The 18,965-nt window shown below is 65.0% G+C and carries 16 protein-coding genes; 12 read left to right on the top strand and 4 right to left on the bottom strand.

Translation table 11 applies throughout. The annotated features are described in order from the left end of the window. The first annotated feature begins 194 nt into the window (after positions 1–194). The 8 genes from IVA78_RS16995 (at position 195) to IVA78_RS16960 (ending at position 8,961) form a co-directional block, all read left to right on the top strand. The gene (locus IVA78_RS16995; RefSeq protein ID WP_247466622.1) at positions 195–1,817 is read left to right on the top strand and encodes an ABC transporter substrate-binding protein; all 1,623 of its coding nucleotides are present in this window, start codon (positions 195–197) and stop codon (positions 1,815–1,817) included. Between the two features lie 233 nt (positions 1,818–2,050). Next, positions 2,051–3,064 carry an ABC transporter permease gene (locus tag IVA78_RS16990; RefSeq protein WP_247281885.1) on the top strand — a complete coding sequence of 338 codons (1,014 nt, stop codon included), beginning with the start codon at positions 2,051–2,053 and terminating at the stop codon, positions 3,062–3,064. 212 nt (positions 3,065–3,276) lie between these two features. Then, on the top strand, positions 3,277–4,176 hold the full coding sequence (locus tag IVA78_RS16985; RefSeq protein ID WP_247466618.1) for an ABC transporter permease: 900 nt from the start codon (positions 3,277–3,279) through the stop codon (positions 4,174–4,176). 274 nt (positions 4,177–4,450) lie between these two features. Next, complete coding sequence (locus IVA78_RS16980; protein WP_247466615.1) at positions 4,451–6,235, top strand: ABC transporter ATP-binding protein; 1,785 nt, start codon at positions 4,451–4,453, stop codon at positions 6,233–6,235. A 17-nt stretch (positions 6,236–6,252) separates the two neighbouring features. After that, on the top strand, positions 6,253–6,432 hold the full coding sequence (locus IVA78_RS16975; protein WP_247281882.1) for a DUF4089 domain-containing protein: 180 nt from the start codon (positions 6,253–6,255) through the stop codon (positions 6,430–6,432). A 7-nt stretch (positions 6,433–6,439) separates the two neighbouring features. Then, positions 6,440–7,834 carry an AtzE family amidohydrolase gene (locus IVA78_RS16970; protein ID WP_247418701.1) on the top strand — a complete coding sequence of 465 codons (1,395 nt, stop codon included), beginning with the start codon at positions 6,440–6,442 and terminating at the stop codon, positions 7,832–7,834. Between the two features lie 12 nt (positions 7,835–7,846). Then, positions 7,847–8,242, top strand: a complete 396-nt coding sequence (hpxZ, locus tag IVA78_RS16965; RefSeq protein ID WP_247281880.1) for an oxalurate catabolism protein HpxZ — start codon at positions 7,847–7,849, stop codon at positions 8,240–8,242. Beyond that, positions 8,239–8,961, top strand: a complete 723-nt coding sequence (locus IVA78_RS16960; protein ID WP_247281879.1) for a GntR family transcriptional regulator — start codon at positions 8,239–8,241, stop codon at positions 8,959–8,961. The genes hpxZ and IVA78_RS16960 overlap by 4 nt, the downstream gene beginning before the upstream one ends. 113 nt (positions 8,962–9,074) lie before the next feature. On the opposite strand, the gene atzF is transcribed toward IVA78_RS16960, so the two are convergent. Then, positions 9,075–10,880 carry an allophanate hydrolase gene (atzF, locus tag IVA78_RS16955; protein ID WP_247466612.1) on the bottom strand — a complete coding sequence of 602 codons (1,806 nt, stop codon included), beginning with the start codon at positions 10,878–10,880 and terminating at the stop codon, positions 9,075–9,077. Between the two features lie 181 nt (positions 10,881–11,061). Next, entirely contained in the window at positions 11,062–11,556 is a 495-nt protein-coding gene (locus IVA78_RS16950; RefSeq protein ID WP_247281877.1) for a MarR family winged helix-turn-helix transcriptional regulator, read from the bottom strand. A gap of 150 nt (positions 11,557–11,706) precedes the next feature. Here IVA78_RS16950 and IVA78_RS16945 point away from each other — a divergent pair, with 150 nt between their 5' ends. Continuing rightward, complete coding sequence (locus IVA78_RS16945) at positions 11,707–13,557, top strand: feruloyl-CoA synthase (RefSeq protein ID WP_247281876.1); 1,851 nt, start codon at positions 11,707–11,709, stop codon at positions 13,555–13,557. A gap of 344 nt (positions 13,558–13,901) precedes the next feature. On the opposite strand, the gene IVA78_RS16940 is transcribed toward IVA78_RS16945, so the two are convergent. Further along, the gene (locus IVA78_RS16940; RefSeq protein WP_247281875.1) at positions 13,902–14,408 is read right to left on the bottom strand and encodes a MarR family transcriptional regulator; all 507 of its coding nucleotides are present in this window, start codon (positions 14,406–14,408) and stop codon (positions 13,902–13,904) included. 83 nt (positions 14,409–14,491) lie between these two features. On the opposite strand from IVA78_RS16940, the gene IVA78_RS16935 reads away from it, so the two are divergent. Genes IVA78_RS16935 through IVA78_RS16925 form a run of 3 tightly spaced genes read left to right on the top strand, consistent with a single transcriptional unit; the run spans position 14,492 to position 17,317 of the window. After that, positions 14,492–15,712: a cytochrome P450 gene (locus IVA78_RS16935; protein WP_247466610.1), complete on the top strand. Its 1,221-nt coding sequence runs from the start codon at positions 14,492–14,494 to the stop codon at positions 15,710–15,712. 11 nt (positions 15,713–15,723) lie between these two features. Then, positions 15,724–16,047 (top strand): 2Fe-2S iron-sulfur cluster-binding protein, encoded by a 324-nt coding sequence (locus IVA78_RS16930; RefSeq protein WP_247466607.1) that lies wholly within the window; start codon positions 15,724–15,726, stop codon positions 16,045–16,047. A gap of 58 nt (positions 16,048–16,105) precedes the next feature. Next, a complete protein-coding gene (locus tag IVA78_RS16925; protein WP_247281872.1) occupies positions 16,106–17,317 on the top strand; it encodes an ABC transporter substrate-binding protein in 1,212 nt (403 codons plus the stop codon). Between the two features lie 163 nt (positions 17,318–17,480). Here the strand turns inward: IVA78_RS16925 and IVA78_RS16920 are convergent, their stop codons facing one another. Next, positions 17,481–18,743 (bottom strand): NAD(P)/FAD-dependent oxidoreductase, encoded by a 1,263-nt coding sequence (locus IVA78_RS16920; RefSeq protein ID WP_247281871.1) that lies wholly within the window; start codon positions 18,741–18,743, stop codon positions 17,481–17,483. Between the last annotated feature and the right edge of the window lie 222 nt (positions 18,744–18,965).

Genomic DNA, 18,965 nt, shown 5'->3' with positions numbered 1-18,965 from the left:
CGCTCCGGCTAATATTTAGGCAATTTCCTGTCCTTGTATGCAGAAGAGGAGCGTGCCGCATCGGCTGTGAAAGGCCTCCTGCCTTCATTTTCGTGGAATACCAATGTCTTAGGATCAGGCTAAGCCTCCATTAAGCCTTGGCACGAACCTTGCGAATCCGGCTCCAACCAAAAACTTTGTGTTGGAGCGATTTCATGAAGCGCCGCGATTTCCTCAAGTCCGTTTCCGGATTGGCCGCTGGCGCGGCGCTCCCGGCCATGCCCTCGATGATCTCCTCGGCCGAAGCCGATGCGCGCTCCGAGACGCTGCTGATCGTCTCCGAGGGCGGCCCCAACAATCTCGACATCCACGGCGTCGGCACCAACGTGCCCGGCTATGAGGTGTCCTGGAATTGCTACGACCGCCTGATCAGCCACGAGATGAAGAGCGGTCCCGGCGGCGTGCCTTATTACGACCGCGACAAGTTCAAGGGCGAGCTCGCCGAGGACTTCAAGATCGACGACATGTCGGTCACCTTCAAGCTGAAGAAGAACGCCAAATTCCACGACGGGGCGCCGGTCACCGCCAAGGACGTGAAATGGTCGCTCGACCGCGCCGTCAGCGTCGGCGGCTTCCCGACCTTCCAGATGAGCGCGGGCTCGCTGACCAAGCCGGAGCAGTTCGTCGTCATCGACGACCATACGGTGCGCGTCGATTTCCTGAAGAAGGACAAGCTGACGATTCCCGATCTCGCGGTCATCGTGCCCTGCATCGTCAATTCCGAGTTGGTGAAGAAGAACGCCAGCGAGAAGGACCCTTGGGGCCTCGAATTCACCAAGCAGCAGACCGCGGGCTCCGGCGCCTACAAGGTGACGAAGTGGACGGCCGGCACCGAGGTCATCATGGAGCGCAACGAGGATTGGGTCGGCGGTCCCTTGCCCAAGATCAAGCGCGTGATCTGGCGCATGGTGCCGCAGGCCGGCAACCGCCGGGCCCTGCTCGAGCGCGGCGATGCCGACATCTCCTATGAGCTGCCGTTCAGGGATTTTGGGGAGATGAAGGCGAACGGCAAGCTCAACGTTGTATCGCTGCCGTTCTCCAACGGCATCCAGTATATCGGCATGAACGTCACCAAGCCGCCGTTCGACAATCCCAAGGTGCGGCAGGCCATCGCCTTTGCATTGCCGTACCAGAAGATCATGGAAGCGGTGCTGTTCGGGCTCGGCAATCCCATGTTCGGCGCGCCCAAGGACAAGCCGACCGAAGTCGCCTGGCCGCAGCCGCACAAATTCAACACCGACATGGACAAGGCGAAGGCGCTGCTCAGCGAAGCCGGCTACGCCAACGGTTTCGAGACCACGATCTCATTCGATCTCAACTTCGCCGGCGTCAACGAGCCGCTCTGCGTGCTGGTGCAGGAGAGCCTCGCCCAGCTCGGCATCAAGACCACCATCAACAAGGTGCCCGGCGCCAACTGGCGCACCGAATTGAACAAGAAGGAGATGCCGCTTTTCACCAACGTGTTCTCGGGCTGGCTCGATTACCCCGAATACTTCTTCTACTGGTGCTATCACGGCAACAATTCCGTCTTCAACACCATGAGCTACAAGTCGGCGGAGATGGACAAGCTCATCGACGGCGCGCGCACGGCCGCAGCCACCGGCGACAAGGCAGCCTATGAGGCCGACGTAAAAGGCTTCGTCGATCTCGCCTATTCCGACCTTCCGCGCATCCCGCTGTACCAGCCCTTCGTCAACGTCGCGATGCAGAAGAACATCAGCGGCTACCAGTACTGGTTCCACCGCCGCCTGGATTACCGCGCGATGGCGAAGGGGTGAGGGGGCATGGTCGGCGCGCGCGATATGGTCGCGACTCTGGCTGCGTTTCCGAGTGAGGTGGCCACTGCTCTCTCACTCCCTCCCCCCTTGTGGGGGAGGGGCGGGGAGGGGGGTAGCCACAAACTCCGACCTCTCCCGGAGCCACTCCCCTCCCTAGCCCTCCCCCACAAGGGGGGAGGGAACGCAGTGGAGTGTGCGGCCAGCAGCGCGCGCAACACGCCCAGGAGCACCGCATGCTGACCATGATCGGCAAGCGGTTGATGTTCGCGATCCCCTCGCTGATCGGCGTCGTCATCGTCACCTTCCTGCTGACGCGCGCGCTGCCAGGCGATCCCGCCGCCTACTTCGCCGGCCCCGCCGCGACCAAGGAAGCCGTCGAACAGATCCGCAAGAAGCTCGGCCTCGACAGGCCGCTGATCGAGCAGTTCTTCCGCTACACCAACGATCTCGCTCATGGCGATTTCGGCAACTCGCTGACCACCGGCCAGCCGGTCGCGGCCGAGATCCGCAACCGCCTGCCGGCGTCCGCCGAGCTGACGCTGCTCGGCCTCTTCGTCTCGATCGCCATCGCCATTCCGCTCGGCGTGCTGGCGGCAACGCGGCCGGGATCGTGGATCGACCATCTCTGCCGCGTCACCACCACGGCCGGCGTGTCGCTGCCGGTGTTCTTCACCGGCCTCGTGCTGGTCTATCTCTTCTATTTCCGTCTCGGCTGGTCGCCGGCGCCGCTCGGCCGGCTCGACGTGTTCTACAGCGCGCCGCCGACAGTGACCGGCTTCTACCTGATCGACACGCTGCTCGCGCGCGACATTGAGGCGTTCCGCTCCGCGCTGAGCCAGCTGATCTTGCCCGCGACGACGCTCGCGATCTTCTCGCTGGCGCCGATCGCGCGCATGACGCGCGCCTCGATGCTGGCGGTGCTGGCTTCGGAGTTCGTGCGAACGGCCCGCGCCAGCGGCCTGTCGCCGGGGACCGTCATCGTCACCTACGCCTTCCGCAACGCCATGCTTCCGGTCATCACCACGCTGAGCATGGTGTTCTCGTTCCTCTTGGGCGCCAACGTGCTGGTGGAGAAAGTGTTCGCCTGGCCGGGCATCGGCTCCTATGCGGTGGAAGCGCTGATCTCGTCCGACTTCGCGCCGGTGCAGGGCTTCGTGCTGACCATGGCCGTCATGTACGTGCTGCTCAATCTCGTGATCGACATTTTGTACGGCGTGATCGATCCGCGCGTCAGGCTGGAGGGATAGCGCATGAGGTTTCGTCGGTTGCGAGCCCCAAGGAAGGTGGGCTCCCTCCCCCGCTTGCGGGGGAGGGTTGGGGAGAGGGTGTCTCCACAATCGAGAACCCCCAAGAGGAGAGAACCCTCACCCGGCGCTCCGCGCCGACCTCTCCCGCAAGCGGGAGAGGTGAAGCACCTCCGCTACGCGTTAGCTCAATCAAGCGCTATCTGGGCGACATCATGAGCACCGTTGCATCAGCCGCCGAACCCGTCGGCCCCGCCCGCACCTCGGGCCTGGTCGCAATCCTCGAACAGACGCGCTACGTGCTCGGCGAGAACAAGGTCACGGGCTTCGCCTTCGCGCTGCTGATTCTGATCCTGGCAGCCGCGATCTTCGGCCCCTATGTCGTGCCGTATGATCCGCTCGCCTCCGATACCGCCGTCGCGCTGAACCCGCCGTCGGCGGCGCACTGGTTCGGCACCGACCAGCTCGGCCGCGACATCTTTAGCCGCGTCATCGTCGCCACGCGGCTCGATGTTTTCATCGCGGTCGCCTCCGTCGCGCTGGTGTTCTTGATGGGCGGGCTCGCCGGCATCGCCGGCGGTTATTTCGGCGGCTGGACCGACCGCATCGTCGGCCGCATCGCCGACACGATCATGGCTTTCCCGCTGTTCGTGCTGGCGATGGGCATCGTCGCTGCGCTCGGCAATACCGTGCAGAACATCATCCTCGCCACCGCCATCGTGAACTTCCCACTCTATGCCCGCGTCGCTCGCGCCGAGGCCAATGTCCGCCGCAATGCCGGCTTCGTGCAGGCGGCACGTCTGTCCGGCAACGGCGAATTCCGCATCCTCCTGGTGCACATCCTGCCGAACATCATGCCGATCATGATCGTGCAGATGTCGCTGACCATGGGCTACGCCATCCTCAACGCCGCCGGCCTGTCCTTCATCGGCCTGGGCGTCCGCCCGCCCACCGCCGAATGGGGCATCATGGTCGCCGAAGGTGCGGGCTTCATGGTCTCGGGCGAGTGGTGGATCGCGCTATTCCCCGGCCTTGCTTTGATGATCGCCGTGTTCTGCTTCAACCTCCTCGGCGACGGCCTGCGCGACATCGTCGACCCGCAGCGGAGGACGTGATGGTGGTCGGATTCGTGCAGCGAAGTCGTGAGGAGGGCACGTCTCTCTCGCTCCCTCCCCCCTTGTGGGGGAGGGCAGGGGAGGGGGGTAGCCCCAAGCGACGTCGGAGTTCGTGGCTACCCCCCTCCCTGCCCCTCCCCCGCAAGGGGGGAGGGAATGAGAGAGCCAAACCTCCCTCACGCGCAAAAATCCGTCAAAAATTCCCCAGCGATTCCAACGCCATTCTACTGTGCATGGGGTTGTTTTCGCGTTTTTTGAGCGGCGGGACCGCGTCATGACGGCCCAACCCCTGCTCGACGTCCAGGACCTCACCGTCGAATTCACCACCCGTCGCGGCATCGTCAAAGCGGTGCAGCACGTCAGCATCTGCCTCGCCAAGGGCGAGACGCTGGCGATCGTCGGCGAGTCCGGATCGGGCAAGTCGGTGACCTCCTATGCGGTGATGCGCATCCTCGATCGCGCGGGGCGGATCGCCCAAGGTTCGGTCATGTTCTCCGGCATCGACGTCAAGGCCGCGACCGAGGACCAGATGCGCGATCTGCGCGGCCGCGAGGTCTCGATGATTTTCCAGAATCCGCGCGCCGCCCTGAATCCGATCCGCAAGGTGGGCGACCAGATCGAGGACGTCTTGCGTACCCATGTGCAGCAGGCCCAGGTCGCCGATCATGGTGAAAAAGCCATTGAGGCGCTGGAGCAGGTCAAGATCGCCCGGCCGCGCGAGCGCTACCACGCCTATCCGTTCGAGCTGTCAGGCGGCATGTGCCAGCGCGTCGTCATCGCGCTCGCGCTGGCCTGCAATCCGCAGCTCCTGATCGCGGACGAGCCGACCACCGGCCTCGACGTCACCACGCAGAAGGCGGTGATGGACCTGATCGTCGAGCTGACCAAACGACGTGCGATGTCGACCATCCTGATCACGCACGACCTCGGCCTCGCCGCCGCCTATTGCGACCGTGTGGTGGTGATGGAGAAGGGAAGGGTGGTTGAGACCGCCAAGGCCGCCGACATCTTCGCGAGCCCGCAGCACCCCTACACCAAGAAGCTGATGCGCGCGACGCCGCGGCTGGGTGTATCGTTGCGAGACTTGCTGCCGGAGGAGGGGGCTGGAGCGGCGCAATCCCCATCCGTCATGGCCGGGCTTGACCCGGCCATCCATCACACTTCGAAAGACCACCCTCAGTCGATGGACCCCCGGGTCAAGCCCGGGGGTGACGAGAGTACAAAGCCCCTTCTCCTCGTCGAAAAGCTCGTCAAGGAATACCCCCGCCAGGGCGCGACCGCCGTGCTCGGCAAATTGTTCGGCCGCAAGCCGCCCGTCGAGCCGGACGTGTTCCGCGCCGTCGACGGCATCAGCTTCTCGATTCGCGTCGGCGAGAGCGTCGGCCTGGTCGGCGAGTCCGGCTGCGGCAAATCGACGACGTCGATGATGGTGATGCGCCTGCTCGACCAGACCTCGGGCCTGATCCAATTCGGCGGCGATGACATCGGCAGCATCGCGCCTGCCGCCTTCGCCCGGCTGCCGCAGCGCAGCCGCATCCAGATGGTGTTCCAGGACCCGACCGACAGCCTCAACCCGCGCTTCACCGCCGCGCGCGCCATCGCGGACCCGATCATGCATCTCGGCGACATCAGGGGGCGCGACGCGCTGCGCGCCCGTTGCGAGGACCTGGCCACGATGGTCGGCCTGCCGCACGACCTGCTCGATCGCTTCCCACATCAATTGTCCGGCGGCCAGAAGGCCCGCGTCGGCATCGCCCGCGCCATTGCCCTGCATCCAAAACTCATCATCCTGGACGAGCCGACGGCGGCGCTTGACGTGTCGGTGCAGGCCGTTGTCCTCAATCTACTTCAGGACCTGAAGCAGCGCCTAGGTATGAGCTATCTGTTCGTCTCGCATGATTTGAATGTGGTGCGCTTGTTGTGCGATCGTGTCATTGTGATGCGGACGGGACGGATCGTCGAAGAAGGCTCTTCCGAGAAGGTCTTGAGCGATCCGCAGGACGCCTACACCAAGGAACTGCTGATGGCGATCCCGCATCCGCCGTTGCAGGTTCACTGAGATAGTTTGGGAGCGTGATGGCCGAGCCGCTGGACGACTATATCGAAGCCGTATCGAAGGCGCTTGCGCTACCGGTCGAGGAGGCCTGGAGACCCGCCGTTCGCGCCAATCTCGAAGTCTCGCTGCGGCTTGGCCGCCTCGTCGACGAATTCGCGCTGCCGGACGAGACCGAGCCGGCGCCGATTTTCACGGCCTGATGTCGCCATGATCACAAAGCCAGAGATGACCGCCACCGAGATCGCGAGCGCGGTTGCGGGCGGCAGGATGTCGGCGCTCGCTGCCACGGAAACAGCTCTCGCGCGCATCAAGCAGCACGACACCATCCTCAATTCCTTCACCGATGTCACCGCCGACCGCGCCCGTGCCAAGGCGCGCGCGATCGATGCCGAGATCGCCGCGGGTAAGAAAGTCGGCCCGCTCGCCGGCGTGCCCTTTGCAGTGAAGAACCTGTTCGACGTAGCTAACCTCGTGACGCGCGCGGGCTCGAAGATCAACCGCGACCTCTCGCCAGCCAGGCGCGACGCCGCGCTGATCGAGCGGATGGAAGCAGCCGGCGCCGTGCTGGTCGGTGCGCTCAACATGGGTGAATACGCCTACGACTTCACCGGCGAGAACGTCCATGACGGTCCCTCGCGCAATCCGCATGACACCACGCGGATGACCGGCGGCTCCTCGGGTGGATCGGGCAGCGCCGTTGGCGCCGCGTTGGTGCCGATCGCGCTGGGCTCGGACACCAATGGCTCAATCCGGGTGCCGTCCTCGTTCTGCGGCATCTTTGGTTTGAAGCCGACCTACGGCCGGCTGTCGCGGGCGCGCTCGTTCCCGTTTGTCGCGAGCCTCGATCATCTCGGCCCGCTGGCACGCTCCGTCGCCGACCTCGCGCTCGCCTATGACGTCATGCAGGGACCGGATGCCGACGATGGCGCCTGCACCACGCGTGGCGTCGAACAGGTGGCGCCGCTGCTCGGCCAGTCCATCTCGGGCTTGCGCATCGCGATCGCCGGCGGTCACTTTCAGAAGAACGTGTTTCCGGAAGCCGTCGAAGCCGTCAGCCGCGTTGCCAAGGCGCTTGGCGCGACTGAGATCGTCGACATTCCCGAAGCCTCGCGCGCCCGCGCGGCGGCTTACGTCATCACCACTACCGAAGGCGCTTCGCTGCATCTCGATCGCCTGCGCAAGCGCCCGAACGATTTTGATCCTGCCGTGCGCGACCGGCTGATTGCGGGCGCCATGGTACCGGCGCCGCTGGTCGACCGCGCACAAAAATTCCGACGCTGGTATCGCGGCCAGCTCGCCGAGATTTTTAAGTCTGTCGACGTGTTGCTTGCGCCGGCGACGCCGTGCACCGCGCCGAAGCTTGGCCAGATCAATTTCACGCTCGACGGCGTCGAGCTGCCGGTGCGCGCCAATATCGGCATCCACACCCAGCCGATCTCCTTTATCGGCCTGCCGGTCGTCGCCGTGCCGGTGCCGCTCGAGCCGCTGCCGATCGGCGTGCAGATCATCGCCGCGCCCTGGCGCGAGGACCTCGCCTTGCGCGTCGCGTACGCACTGGAGAAAATGGGCGTGGTATCGGCGCCGTCGCCAAGGGGACTTTAAGAGGATTTTGAGATGGAGATCGATCTTCCCGACGTGATCGCCGAAGTCAGAGCCGCGTTCGAGCGCTATGAGCAGGCCCTCGTCAGCAACGACGTCGCCGTGCTCGGTGAGCTCTTCCGCAACGACCCCCGCACGCTGCGCTACGGTATCGGCGAGAACCTCTACGGCTATGAGGCGATCTCCGGCTTTCGCGCCGGCCGCTCGCCGGTCGGCCTGAACCGGCGCACCGCGAAGACCGTGATTACGAGCTATGGCCGCGACACGGCCGTGGCCTCCACCTTGTTCTATCGCGACACCGCGCCCGGCAAGGTCGGCCGGCAGATGCAGACCTGGATTCGCTTTCCGGAGGGCTGGCGCGTCGTCGCCGCCCATGTCAGCATCATCGACGAGCCGAAAGAGACCGTATGAGGCTTGACGACTTTCCGCCGGGAGCGCTGCCAGCCGAGCCGGTGGTGCCGCGCGTCGACCGTCCCTCACCGTCGCTGCACAAGGTCACGCGCGCGGAAGAGCTGCGTCTTCAGCTCGCCGACGAGATCGTGCGTGGAACTTTGGCTCCCGGTGCGCCGCTCGACGAGACCGACATCGCGCGGCGCTTCAGCGTCTCGCGCACGCCGGTGCGCGAGGCGTTGCGCCAGCTCGTCGCGAGCGGTCTTGTCGAGGCGCGCGCCCATCGTGGGGCAGTGGTGGCGCAGCCCTCGATCGAGCGGCTGAAGAGCATGTTCGAGGCGATGGCGGAGCTCGAGGCATTGTGCGCCGGCCTTGCCGCCGAGCGCATGTCGGCCGCCGAGCGGCACGGCCTGGAGGCCGTCCACGAGGAGCTACGGGTGCTGAGCTATGCCGGCAATCCCGAGCGTTTCCACGAGGTCAACGAGCGCTTCCACAACGCGATCTATGCGGGATCGCAGAACGGCTACATCGCCGAGATCACGCTCGCCACCCGCGTCCGCGTGCAGCCGTTCCGCCGCGCCCAGTTCCGCAATCTCGGACGGCTCGCCAAGTCGCAAGCTGAGCACGACCGCGTCGTCGTCGCCATCATGCGCGGTGACAAGCAGGGCGCCGCGGCAGCCATGCGCGCGCATATCGAATTGGTCCGCGGGGAGTATGAGATCTATTCGGTGTCGGTGTAGGGCGACTCGCTCGGTGCGGTAGGGTGGGCAAAAGGTGCGAAGCACCGTGCCCACCATCCATCCGCAATGATGTTGGATGGTGGGCACGCTTCGCTTTACCCACCCTACCGCACCTACGTCGTCGCGGCTTCCGCCATATACTTCCGCCAGCCGCCATACGCCGTGATGTCGCGTGCATCGGGCAACGCCTCCGGCTCGACGAGAAACCCTTTCACACTGCGGCCGTCAGTAAGCCTTATCGTGCCGATCGCCATCGGCGAAGGAATCGCATTGACGAACTTGCCGAAGGCAGACGACGACAGGGACCAGATCTCCAGCTCGATTGCGGCGCCCTTGCCGGCTTCGACGCGCAGCATGCCCGGCTTGGGCGGCGTCGTCTTGAGTGCATAGAGCTTGTAGTCCGGCGCGGTCTTGGTCGCTTCGATCAGGCGTCCGTTCAGCGCCTTGAGCTCGCCATTCAGCGCCATGCCGGAGAGATGGGCGCCGACGACTGCGATCGGAATCTCCTCGCCGCTGCTTGCGGGCAGCGGCGCGAGCGGTGCTTGCGCCACGTTCTTTGCGCCGAGACCCAGCTGCGTATCCGCATGGAACACACGGCCGATGCTGGCGAGCAACGCATCGCACCCTGCGGGGGCGAGCAGCGTAATGCCGAACGGAATGCCGTCGGCGCGCATCGACGCCGGCACGGCAAGGCCGCAGAGGTCGAGCAGATTGACAAAGTTGGTGTAGGTACCGAGCCGGCTGTTGAGCTCGATTGGATTGGCTAGCACCTCCGCGGTCGTATAGGCGCTCGGCGCGGTCGGCAGCACCAGCGCGCCGATGTTCGCAAATGTGCGCTCGGCGATCTTGCGCAGGCCCTGCAGGCGATAGAGCGCGCAGAAGGTCTCGGCGGCCGTCAACCGCGCGCCGCCCGCCGTGATCTCGCGCGTCACGGGGTGGATCGCATCGGGTGCGGACGCGAGCAGATCCTTGATCACGAGGTAGCGCTCGGCGACCCACGGGCCCTCATAGAGCAGCCGCGCCGTCTCGTAGAATGGCTCGAGGTCGAACTCGACGAGATCCGCGCCAAGCGCGCTCCAGCGTTTCAGCGCATCGCCGTAGGCGGCTTCCGCCGTCTTGTCGCCGAAGAAGATCAACTGCCCGTTGCGTGGCACGCCGAGGCGCAAATTCGCCGGGAACGGCGTGAGCTGCTGAAGCGGCCGGTCGCGCGAGAACGGGTCGGCCTGATCCGGGCCGGCCATCATGGAGAGCGCCAGCGCGGCGTCATCGACTGTCAGTGCGAACACCGAGATGCAGTCCAACGTGCGGCAGGCGGGCACGAGACCTGCGGTCGAGATCATGCCGAGGCTCGGCTTCAGCCCGACGATGTTGTTGAGCATCGCCGGCACGCGGCCGCTGCCGGCAGTGTCGGTACCGAGTGAGAGCGGCACGAGCCCGGCGCCGACGGCGACTGCCGAGCCCGAACTCGATCCGCCGGGAATGAGATCCTCATGGATCGAATTTTTGGGAATGCCGTAGGGCGAGCGCACGCCGACCAGGCCGGTCGCGAACTGATCGAGATTGGTCTTGCCGATGATAATGGCGCCCGCAGCGCGCAGGCGCTCCACGGCGCTGGAGTCGCGCGTTGGCGTATAGGCGAAGGCCGGACAGGCCGCGGTGGTCGGAAATCCCAGCGCGTCGATATTGTCCTTCACCGCAACCGGCACGCCATAGAGCGGCAGGCTCGCGGCATCCTTCGTGGCAAGTCTCTCGGCCTCCGCGATCGCGTCCTTCTCGTCGCGCAGGCTGATGAAGACCTCAGGATCGTTGTGGTCGCGAATGCGCTGGTAGGTCCGTGCGACCGTCTGCGCCGGCGTCAGCGTGCCCGCGCGATGCGCGGCCACAATCGCGGCGATCGTTTCAGGCTGCTCAGCCCCCATGACGACAAAACTCCGGCAACTGGTTCACCCGGCTCGAAGCAAGCGATGTGCCATTGTGTACAGCATCGAGGTTGGGCAAATACCCAGGATAATATCGTGATATCAGGGCTTTGCAGCGAGCTGGGGGTCGAGCGCACGCGCTTGGTTAGGGGGCATCTGCTTAAATTATGAGCAGCCGGGGTCACGTGAAGTCGGCGAGAATCCGAAGCAGGTGTTGCCGGTTCTCCCTTCCGATCTTCGCCTCGACATGCCGCTCATGCTCCGCGGCAAGTCGTTTGAACTTGGCCAGTGCCGTCGCGCCCTGCGCCGTGAGGTGCAACGCGTGCGAGCGCCGGTCCGTCTTCGACTTGACCCGCTTCACATATCTGCGCCGTTCGAGGCTGTCGAGCAGATGCACCAGCCGCGCGCGCTCGATGCCGAGGCGCTTGGCTACCGCCATCTGCGACAGGCCCGGATTGGCACCGATCACCGTCAGCACCGAATATTGCGTCGGCCTGATGTCGACCTCACCGAGCGTCCTGATGAAGTCCTGAAAGATCCATATCTGGAGGCGCCGCACCGCGTAGCCGGCATGCCCGACTAACGCATCGAGGCCGACCTCGTCGGAGTCACTCCGCTGCACTGCGCCGTTGCCGGCGCGTTTGCGTGGGGACGTCTGGGCTGCGCTGCTTGTCACATCGTGTCTCCCTCGGCGCGACCTTAGCGCCTCGACGGGCGGCGCGAAAGATTGTTGTTGACGACAACAATTGTCCCGCCCAACATTGTGGCCAAGCAGCCCGGAACGAGGCGGCAGCCGATCCCGAATCCGGGCGGAGGAGGAAACCCCATGACGACCGCCCCACGCGGTGACGCTGCAAGCCTGTTCGCAACGCCAAGGACGGTCGCAGAGCATCGCGCCGACGGCAGCATCGTGCTGCGCTCGCCCGAGCCACTTGGCGCGAGCGCGCGCTGCACCGGCGACTGGCTGGAGCAATGGGCGCGGCAAACATCCGATACGATCTTCCTCGCCGAGCGCGGCAGTGCCGATGCGCCTTGGACTACCGTCACCTATGCGCAGGCGCTGCGGCAGGTGCGGGCGGCCGCGTCCTGGATCCTGGCGCAGGGCCTCAGTGCCGAGCGACCGCTCGCTATTCTCTCCGACAACAGCATCGATCACGCGCTGCTCGCGCTCGCCGCGCAGCATGTCGGCGTGCCCTCAGCGGCCGTTTCATCCGCCTATTCGCTGGTGTCGAAAGATTTCGACAAGCTCAGGAGCATGATCGCGCTGCTCGCGCCGGGCGCGATCTATGTCTCCGCAACCAAGCCATTTGCGGCGGCGCTGGCCGCGATCAGGCCGTTGCACACGGCGCAGATCATCAGCGGCCATGCCGACGACGCCGATGCGCTGTCGTTCCGCTCCATTGCGGAGACCGTAGAGACGCTCGACGTCGCCAGAGCCTTCGCCGCGGTGACGCCGGATACGATCGCGAAATTCCTGTTCACCTCGGGCTCGACCGGTACGCCCAAGGCGGTCATCAACACCCAGCGAATGCTGACCTCGAGCCAACAGGCCAAGGCGCAGACCTGGACGTTTCTCGAACCGGGCCGCGGCGATCTCGTGATCCTCGATTGGCTGCCCTGGAGCCACACCTTCGGCGCCAACCACAATTTCAACCTCGTGCTGCGCAACGGCGGCTCGCTCTATATCGACGGCGGCAAGCCCGCGCCGGGTCTGTTTGCGACGTCCCTCGCCAATCTACGAAGCGTGATGCCGACGGTCTATTTCAACGTGCCGCGCGGCTTCGACATGCTGACCGCGGCACTGCGCGGCGACGAGGAGCTGCGCCGCCGCTTCTTCGGCGAGGTGAAATTCGCTTTCTATGCCGGCGCGGCGCTGCCGCAGAATATCTGGGATGCACTCGAAGATCTCTCGATCAAGACCGTCGGCCATGCGTTGCCGATGGTCTCGGCCTGGGGCTCGACCGAGACGTCCCCGCTCGCGACCGATTGCCATTTCCTCGCAGAACGCTCGGGCAATATCGGCGTGCCGATTCCCGGCACCGAGCTCAAGCTCGTCGCCGCCGGCGACAAGCTGGAAGTTCGCGTGCGCGGCCCCAACGTCACGCCGGGCTATTGGAAGGCGCCGGAGCTGACGAAGCAGGCGTTCGACGACGAAGGCTTCTATCTCATCGGCGATGCCGTAAAGTTTGCCGATGCGAAGCGGCCTGAGCGCGGCTTGTTCTTCGATGGGCGCGTCGCGGAAGATTTCAAGCTCAATTCCGGAACTTGGGTCAGTGTCGGCACCTTGCGTGTCGCCGGCATCGCCGCATTGGCGCCGCTCGCGCAGGATATCGTCGTTACCGGCCATGGCGGCGACGAGGTGCGCTTCCTGGTGTTTCCGAATATTGCTGCCTGCCGCGCCCATGCCGGGCTGGGCGACACGGCGGCTGTGAACGACGTGCTGGCGCATGATAAGGTCAGGACCGCGATCGCGCAGGCTCTGACGCGGCTGAAACAGCAGAGCAGCAACTCCTCCGGCCATGCCACGCGCGCGCTGCTGCTCGCCGAGCCGGCCTCGGTCGACGGCGGCGAGATCACCGACAAGGGCTACATCAACCAGCGCGCCGTGCTGACGCGTCGTGCCGATGCGGTGGCGCGGCTGAATGATGATGCGTCGAGCGAGTGGGTTGGCTTGTAGCTATCTGCTGGTCGAGACGAAGTCAGGCACGCTCTTTCCACGTCGTCGTTGCTGTGCAGAGGGACCCTTGCGACGAAGCAAATCAGACTGTCCCCGTGGAAGGACTTCCGGCGAAATCCAACTAAACGGCTTGGCCAATAGGCCAGTCATTCTGTCGCAATATCTTGCCAATTCTTTTTGTTGCCCAAGCAACTAATTTATGCGAACCGTTTCCGGCAGGGAGGACGGCGGGGCAACCGCCGCATCCGCTTCGGAGGAACACCATGCGCGGCAGGAATGGCACCGTCGGCAGGTGCCGGCGTATGCCTGGGCAGGAGAGGAGCAGACAGCTCGCGCGCGATCTGTCAGGGCTCAGTGCTGCCGGTCACCGCGCCGAGATTTTCGTGCAGCCGACGGAGCAGGTCGATCAGCACCTCGCGCTCGTCCTTGCTGAGGCAGGACAGGAGGCGCCGCTCGCGTTCGAGCGCCGCGACGATCACCTTGTCGTGGGTGGCGCGGCCCTTCGCCGTGAGCGAGATCGAATGGGTGCGGCCATCGTTCGGGTCGGTGCGGATCGACACCAGCCCGCGCTTTTCGAGCCCCGCGAGCGTCCGGCTCACCGGGCCCTTGTCGAAGCCGATGACGTGGCAGATGCGCGACGCCGGAATTCCGGGCTCGATCGCCAGCAGCGACATGATCCGCCATTCCGTGACGTTGACGCCGAACTGCCGCTGATAGAACGAGGTCGCGCTGTTCGAGAGCTTGTTGGCGATGAAGGTGATGAAGGCCGGGACGTAACGGTCGAGATCCAGCGTCGGCCCGAATTCGGCGGGCGCAGGCTTTTGGCGGGCTCTGGTCAAGGACGGCGGCATATCGGGGTTCTGAGTCGCGGCTTGTCCCATGACCTAAGGGTAAGCGCCGCCCTTTCACAAGATCAAAATGAGAGAGGTCTTCCATGACCGCATCCGGCTCCCCTGTAGCAACTGACGTCGCGGCCGTGCCGCATCTCGACGTCGATCCCTTCGCGATGAGCTTTTTTGCCGATCCCTACCCCACACATGAGCTGCTGCGCGAGGCAGGCCCGGTCGTCTATCTCGACAAATGGAGCGTGTACGGCGTGGCCCGCTACGCCGAGGTCCATGCCGTGCTGAACGATCCCGCGACCTTCTGCTCCAGCCGCGGTGTCGGCCTCAGTGATTTCAAGAAGGAGACGCCGTGGCGGCCGCCGAGCCTGATCCTGGAGGCCGATCCGCCAGCGCACACCCGCACCCGCGCCGTGCTGTCAAAGGTGCTTTCCCCCACCGTGATGAAGCAGGTGCGCGACCGCTTTGCCGCAGCGGCCGAGGCGCGGGTCGATGCGCTGCTGGAGAAGCGCAGCTTCGATGCGATCGCGGATCTTGCCGAGGCCTATCCGCTCTCGATCTTTCCGGATGCGCTCGGGCTGAAGCCGGAAGGCCGCGAGCATCTGATTCGCTATGCGAGCGTCGTGTTCAACGCCTTCGGCCCCCCCAACCAGTTGCGCCAGGAGGCGATCGAACGTTCGGCGCCGCACCAGGCTTATGTCGCCGAGCAGTGCCAGCGCGAGAATCTGGCACCCGGCGGATTCGGCGCCTGCATTCATGACCGCGTCGATGACGGCGAGATCACCGCGACCGAAGCGCCGCTGCTGGTGCGCTCGCTGCTGTCGGCCGGCCTCGACACCACTGTCAACGGCATCGGCGCCGCGGTCTATTGCCTCGCGCGCTTCCCGGATCAATGGCAGCGCCTGCGCGAGGATCTCTCGCTCGCGCGTGGCGCTTTCGAGGAGGCCGTGCGGTTCGAAAGCCCGGTGCAGACCTTCTTCCGCACCACCACACGGGAGGTCGAGCTGTCCGGCGCGAAGATCGGCGAAGGTGAGAAGGTGCTGATGTTCCTCGCCGCCGCCAACCGCGATCCGCGGCGCTGGGACAAGCCCGACAGCTACGACATCACCCGCCGCACCTCGGGCCATGTCGGCTTCGGCTCCGGCATCCATATGTGCGTCGGTCAACTCGTCGCCCGCCTCGAAGGCGAGGTGATGCTGACCGCGCTGGCGCGCCGTATCGCGAGAATCGAGATCGCGGGTGAGCCGAAGCGACGCTTCAACAACACGCTGCGCGGGCTCGACAGCCTGCCTGTCACCATCACCCCGGCCTGACGAGGAGTTTCATGCCCGCCATCACCTACATCCATCCCAACGGCAGGTCTGATCGTGTCGAGACCAGTGATGGCGAAAGCGCCATGCAGGCCGCGACCCGCCACGGCGTCGACGGCATTCTGGCCGAATGCGGCGGCAACGCCATGTGTGCGACCTGTCACGTCTATGTCGACGAGAGCTGGCTCGCGCGCCTGCCAGCAATGGCCGACGAGGAGGATGCGCTGCTCGAGGGCACCGCAAGCGAGCGGCTCCCGAACAGTCGGCTGTCCTGCCAGATCCACATCACGCCCGCGCTCGACGGGCTCATCGTGAGGCTGCCGGAGCGGCAGGTCTGAAATCTGTGCCGCGCCGGCAACGGTCGGCGTGGCAACACATTCAACAGGAGAGGGAACGATGAAGCATCTGAAGTGGACGCTCGCACTGGCTGCGAGCCTGATGGTCGGCGCGGCAAGCGCCGAGATATCCGACAATGTCGTGCGCGTCGGCGTGCTCAACGACATCTCCGGCATCTTCCAGGACACCAACGGCATGGGCTCAGTCGAGGCCGCGCGCATGGCGGCCGAGGATTTCAACGGTGGCGGCAAGGGCATCAAGGTCGAGATCGTCTATGCCGACCATCAGAACAAGGCCGATGTCGGCCGCGCCATCGCGCGCAAATGGCTCGACGTCGAAGGCGTTGATGCCATCGTCGACGTGCCGAACTCGGCGGTCGGCCTCTCCATCAACTCGCTCTTGCGCGATAGCCGCATGACGTTCCTGGCGTCCTCGACGGCAAGCTCCGATCTCACCGGCAAGGCCTGCTCGCCCAACACCATTCAATGGGTCAACGACGCCTGGGCGACCGGTAACACCACGGCGGCCGCGATGATGTCGCGTGGCGGCAAGGAGTGGTATTTCCTCACGGTCGACTACGCGCTCGGCAAGGGAATCGAGGCTGAGGCACAGAAATACATCGAGGCGCATGGCGGCAAGGTGGTGGGTTCGTCCAAGCATCCGCTCGGGACCTCCGATTTCGCGTCCTTCCTGTTGCAGGCGCAAAGCTCAAAAGCGCAGGTTATCGGCCTTGCCAATGCCGGCGGCGATACCATCAACGCAGTGAAGCAGGCCGCCGAATTCGGCATCCAGCAGAGCGGCCAGAAGCTGGTTGCCTTCCTGCTCTTCATCAACGACGTCCACGGCATGGGCATCAAGGTCGCGCAAGGGCTCCAGCTCATGGAAGCCTTCTACTGGGACATGAACGACGACACCCGCGCTTTCGCCAAGCGCTTCGCCGCGCGGCCCGGCATGAACGGCAAGATGCCAAGCGGCAATCAGGCCGGCGTCTACGCCTCCACGCTCGCCTATCTCAACGCCGTCGCCGCCACGGGCAGCGATAATGCCAAGAACGTCGTGCCCGAGATGAAGAAGTTCAGGGACAAGGACAAGCTGTTCGGCGACACCACGATTCGTCAGGATGGCCGGGTCGTGCACCCAATGTACCTGTTCGAGGTGAAGAAGCCCGAGGAGTCGAAATACCCCTACGACTATTACAAGCTGGTCTCGACGATTCCCGCGGACCAGGCGTTCCGCCCGCTGGCGGAGGGCGGGTGTGAGTTGGTGAAGTAGGTGGAGCTGCGCGCGCTGCTGCACCCTCTCCCCTTGTGGGAGAGGGTGGCTTCGCAAAGCGGAGCCGGGTGAGGGGTTGTCTCCTCACGAACTCCCTTTCGAGTTGAGAGAACCCCTCATCCGGCGCTTCGCGCCACCTTCTCCCACAAGGGGAGAAGGAGAACTACACCACCTTGCTACTCCCTTGCGTGATCAGTCGCGCCGCCCGCTGGTCGCGGGCGTAGATCCAGAGCCAGCTCAGCGCGACGCTGAGGCGGTGGCGGAGGCCGATCAGGAAGTAGATGTGGGCGATGCCCCAGATCCACCACGCGATGGTGCCGCGCAGCTTGATGCGGCCGAAATCGATTACCGCGAGCCGCTTGCCGATCTGCGCGAGGCTGCCGGCGTGCTTGTAGCGGAAGGCGCCCTTCGCCTGCCCGCGTAGCCGAGCCTTGATGGTCTCGGCGACATGGCGGCCCTGCTGCTTCGCCGCCGGCGCGATGCCGGGCACCGGCTTGCCCTCCCAGGCATTGATGCTGACGGTATCGCCGATCGCGAAGATCTCGGGATGCCCCGGAATGGTCAGGTCCGCCTCGACCTGCACCCGCCCGGCGCGATCGCTTGGTGCGCCCAGCCATTCGGCAGCGGGCGAAGCGCGCACGCCGGCGGCCCAGATCCTGGTCTTGGCGTTGAGCCGCGTGCCGCCGAACACCACGCCATCGCGGTCGATCTCGGTCACGGGTTGCCCCAGCACGACCTCAACGCCGATCTTTTCCAGCGACGCCTGCGCGTAAGCCGAGAGGTCGTCGGCAAAGCCGGCGAGCACGCGCGGGCCGGCCTCGATCAGCACGACACGCGCCTTGGTCGTGTCGATGTTGCGGAAATCGCCGGGCAGAGTGTGGTGCGCCATCTCGGCGATGGTGCCGGCGAGCTCGACGCCAGTCGGGCCGGCGCCGACGATGACGAAGGTCAGCCGCGCCGCGCGCCTCTCCTGATCCGTTTCGCGCTCGGCGCGCTCGAATGCCACCAGGATGTGCCGGCGCAGCGTTGTCGCGTCCTCCAGCGTCTTCAGGCCCGGCGCGAATTGCTCCCATTCGTCGTGGCCGAAATAGGCGTGTCGCGCACCGGTGGCTAGCACCAGCGTGTCGTAGGGCACCTCGCTGCCGTCGTCGATCAGAACGCAGCGACGTGCCGTGTCGACGCCGCTCACTGTGGCAAACAGCGTCGTCACCTCACGGCGATCGCGCATGAGATGGCGAATTGGCCAGGCGATCTCGCTGGTCGCCAGCGAGGCGGTCGCGACCTGGTAGAGCAGCGGCTGGAACAGATGATGGTTGCGGCGGTCGATCAGCGTGATCTCGACCGGCGCGCCCGCGAGCCGATAGGTCGTCTCCAGCCCGCCAAAGCCGGCTCCGACGATGACGACGCGGTGCGGTGTCGTGGTCATGATGCGCCCCTCGAATCGCGCTGCTCTATTTGTTCATTTAAGTGCGGTTCTGGGGCCGCGGTCCAATAGGCGTCATCAATCGTCGAATAGGCCAAGTGTATCGATGTGGCGCGAAAAAGCGCCGCAGCGTTGATCATGGCTTGGCCGAAGTGAGTAGAACTATATTTCTTGCCATCTCCAATTGGGGCGAAATATGGTGCAGGGACGGGCCCTGAGCCATTG

Source organism: Bradyrhizobium sp. 137 (genome assembly GCF_023074095.1).
Lineage (GTDB): Bacteria > Pseudomonadota > Alphaproteobacteria > Rhizobiales > Xanthobacteraceae > Bradyrhizobium.
The sequence above is the reverse complement of the archived record's forward strand: the minus strand, read 5'-3'. Positions and strand labels throughout refer to the sequence as shown.

Bases quoted from the DNA above. Each gene is read 5' to 3' on its own strand.
- IVA78_RS16975 (WP_247281882.1), top strand. From the start codon at position 6,253: ATGGCCGAGCCGCTGGACGACTATATCGAAGCCGTATCGAAGGCGCTT.
- IVA78_RS16930 (WP_247466607.1), top strand. From the start codon at position 15,724: ATGCCCGCCATCACCTACATCCATCCCAACGGCAGGTCTGATCGTGTC.
- IVA78_RS16970 (WP_247418701.1), top strand. From the start codon at position 6,440: ATGATCACAAAGCCAGAGATGACCGCCACCGAGATCGCGAGCGCGGTT.
- IVA78_RS16935 (WP_247466610.1), top strand. From the start codon at position 14,492: ATGACCGCATCCGGCTCCCCTGTAGCAACTGACGTCGCGGCCGTGCCG.
- IVA78_RS16995 (WP_247466622.1), top strand. From the start codon at position 195: ATGAAGCGCCGCGATTTCCTCAAGTCCGTTTCCGGATTGGCCGCTGGC.
- IVA78_RS16985 (WP_247466618.1), top strand. From the start codon at position 3,277: ATGAGCACCGTTGCATCAGCCGCCGAACCCGTCGGCCCCGCCCGCACC.
- IVA78_RS16945 (WP_247281876.1), top strand. From the start codon at position 11,707: ATGACGACCGCCCCACGCGGTGACGCTGCAAGCCTGTTCGCAACGCCA.
- IVA78_RS16990 (WP_247281885.1), top strand. From the start codon at position 2,051: ATGCTGACCATGATCGGCAAGCGGTTGATGTTCGCGATCCCCTCGCTG.
- IVA78_RS16920 (WP_247281871.1), bottom strand. From the start codon at position 18,743: ATGACCACGACACCGCACCGCGTCGTCATCGTCGGAGCCGGCTTTGGC.
- atzF (WP_247466612.1), bottom strand. From the start codon at position 10,880: ATGGGGGCTGAGCAGCCTGAAACGATCGCCGCGATTGTGGCCGCGCAT.
- IVA78_RS16980 (WP_247466615.1), top strand. From the start codon at position 4,451: ATGACGGCCCAACCCCTGCTCGACGTCCAGGACCTCACCGTCGAATTC.
- IVA78_RS16925 (WP_247281872.1), top strand. From the start codon at position 16,106: ATGAAGCATCTGAAGTGGACGCTCGCACTGGCTGCGAGCCTGATGGTC.
- IVA78_RS16960 (WP_247281879.1), top strand. From the start codon at position 8,239: ATGAGGCTTGACGACTTTCCGCCGGGAGCGCTGCCAGCCGAGCCGGTG.
- hpxZ (WP_247281880.1), top strand. From the start codon at position 7,847: ATGGAGATCGATCTTCCCGACGTGATCGCCGAAGTCAGAGCCGCGTTC.
- IVA78_RS16940 (WP_247281875.1), bottom strand. From the start codon at position 14,408: ATGCCGCCGTCCTTGACCAGAGCCCGCCAAAAGCCTGCGCCCGCCGAA.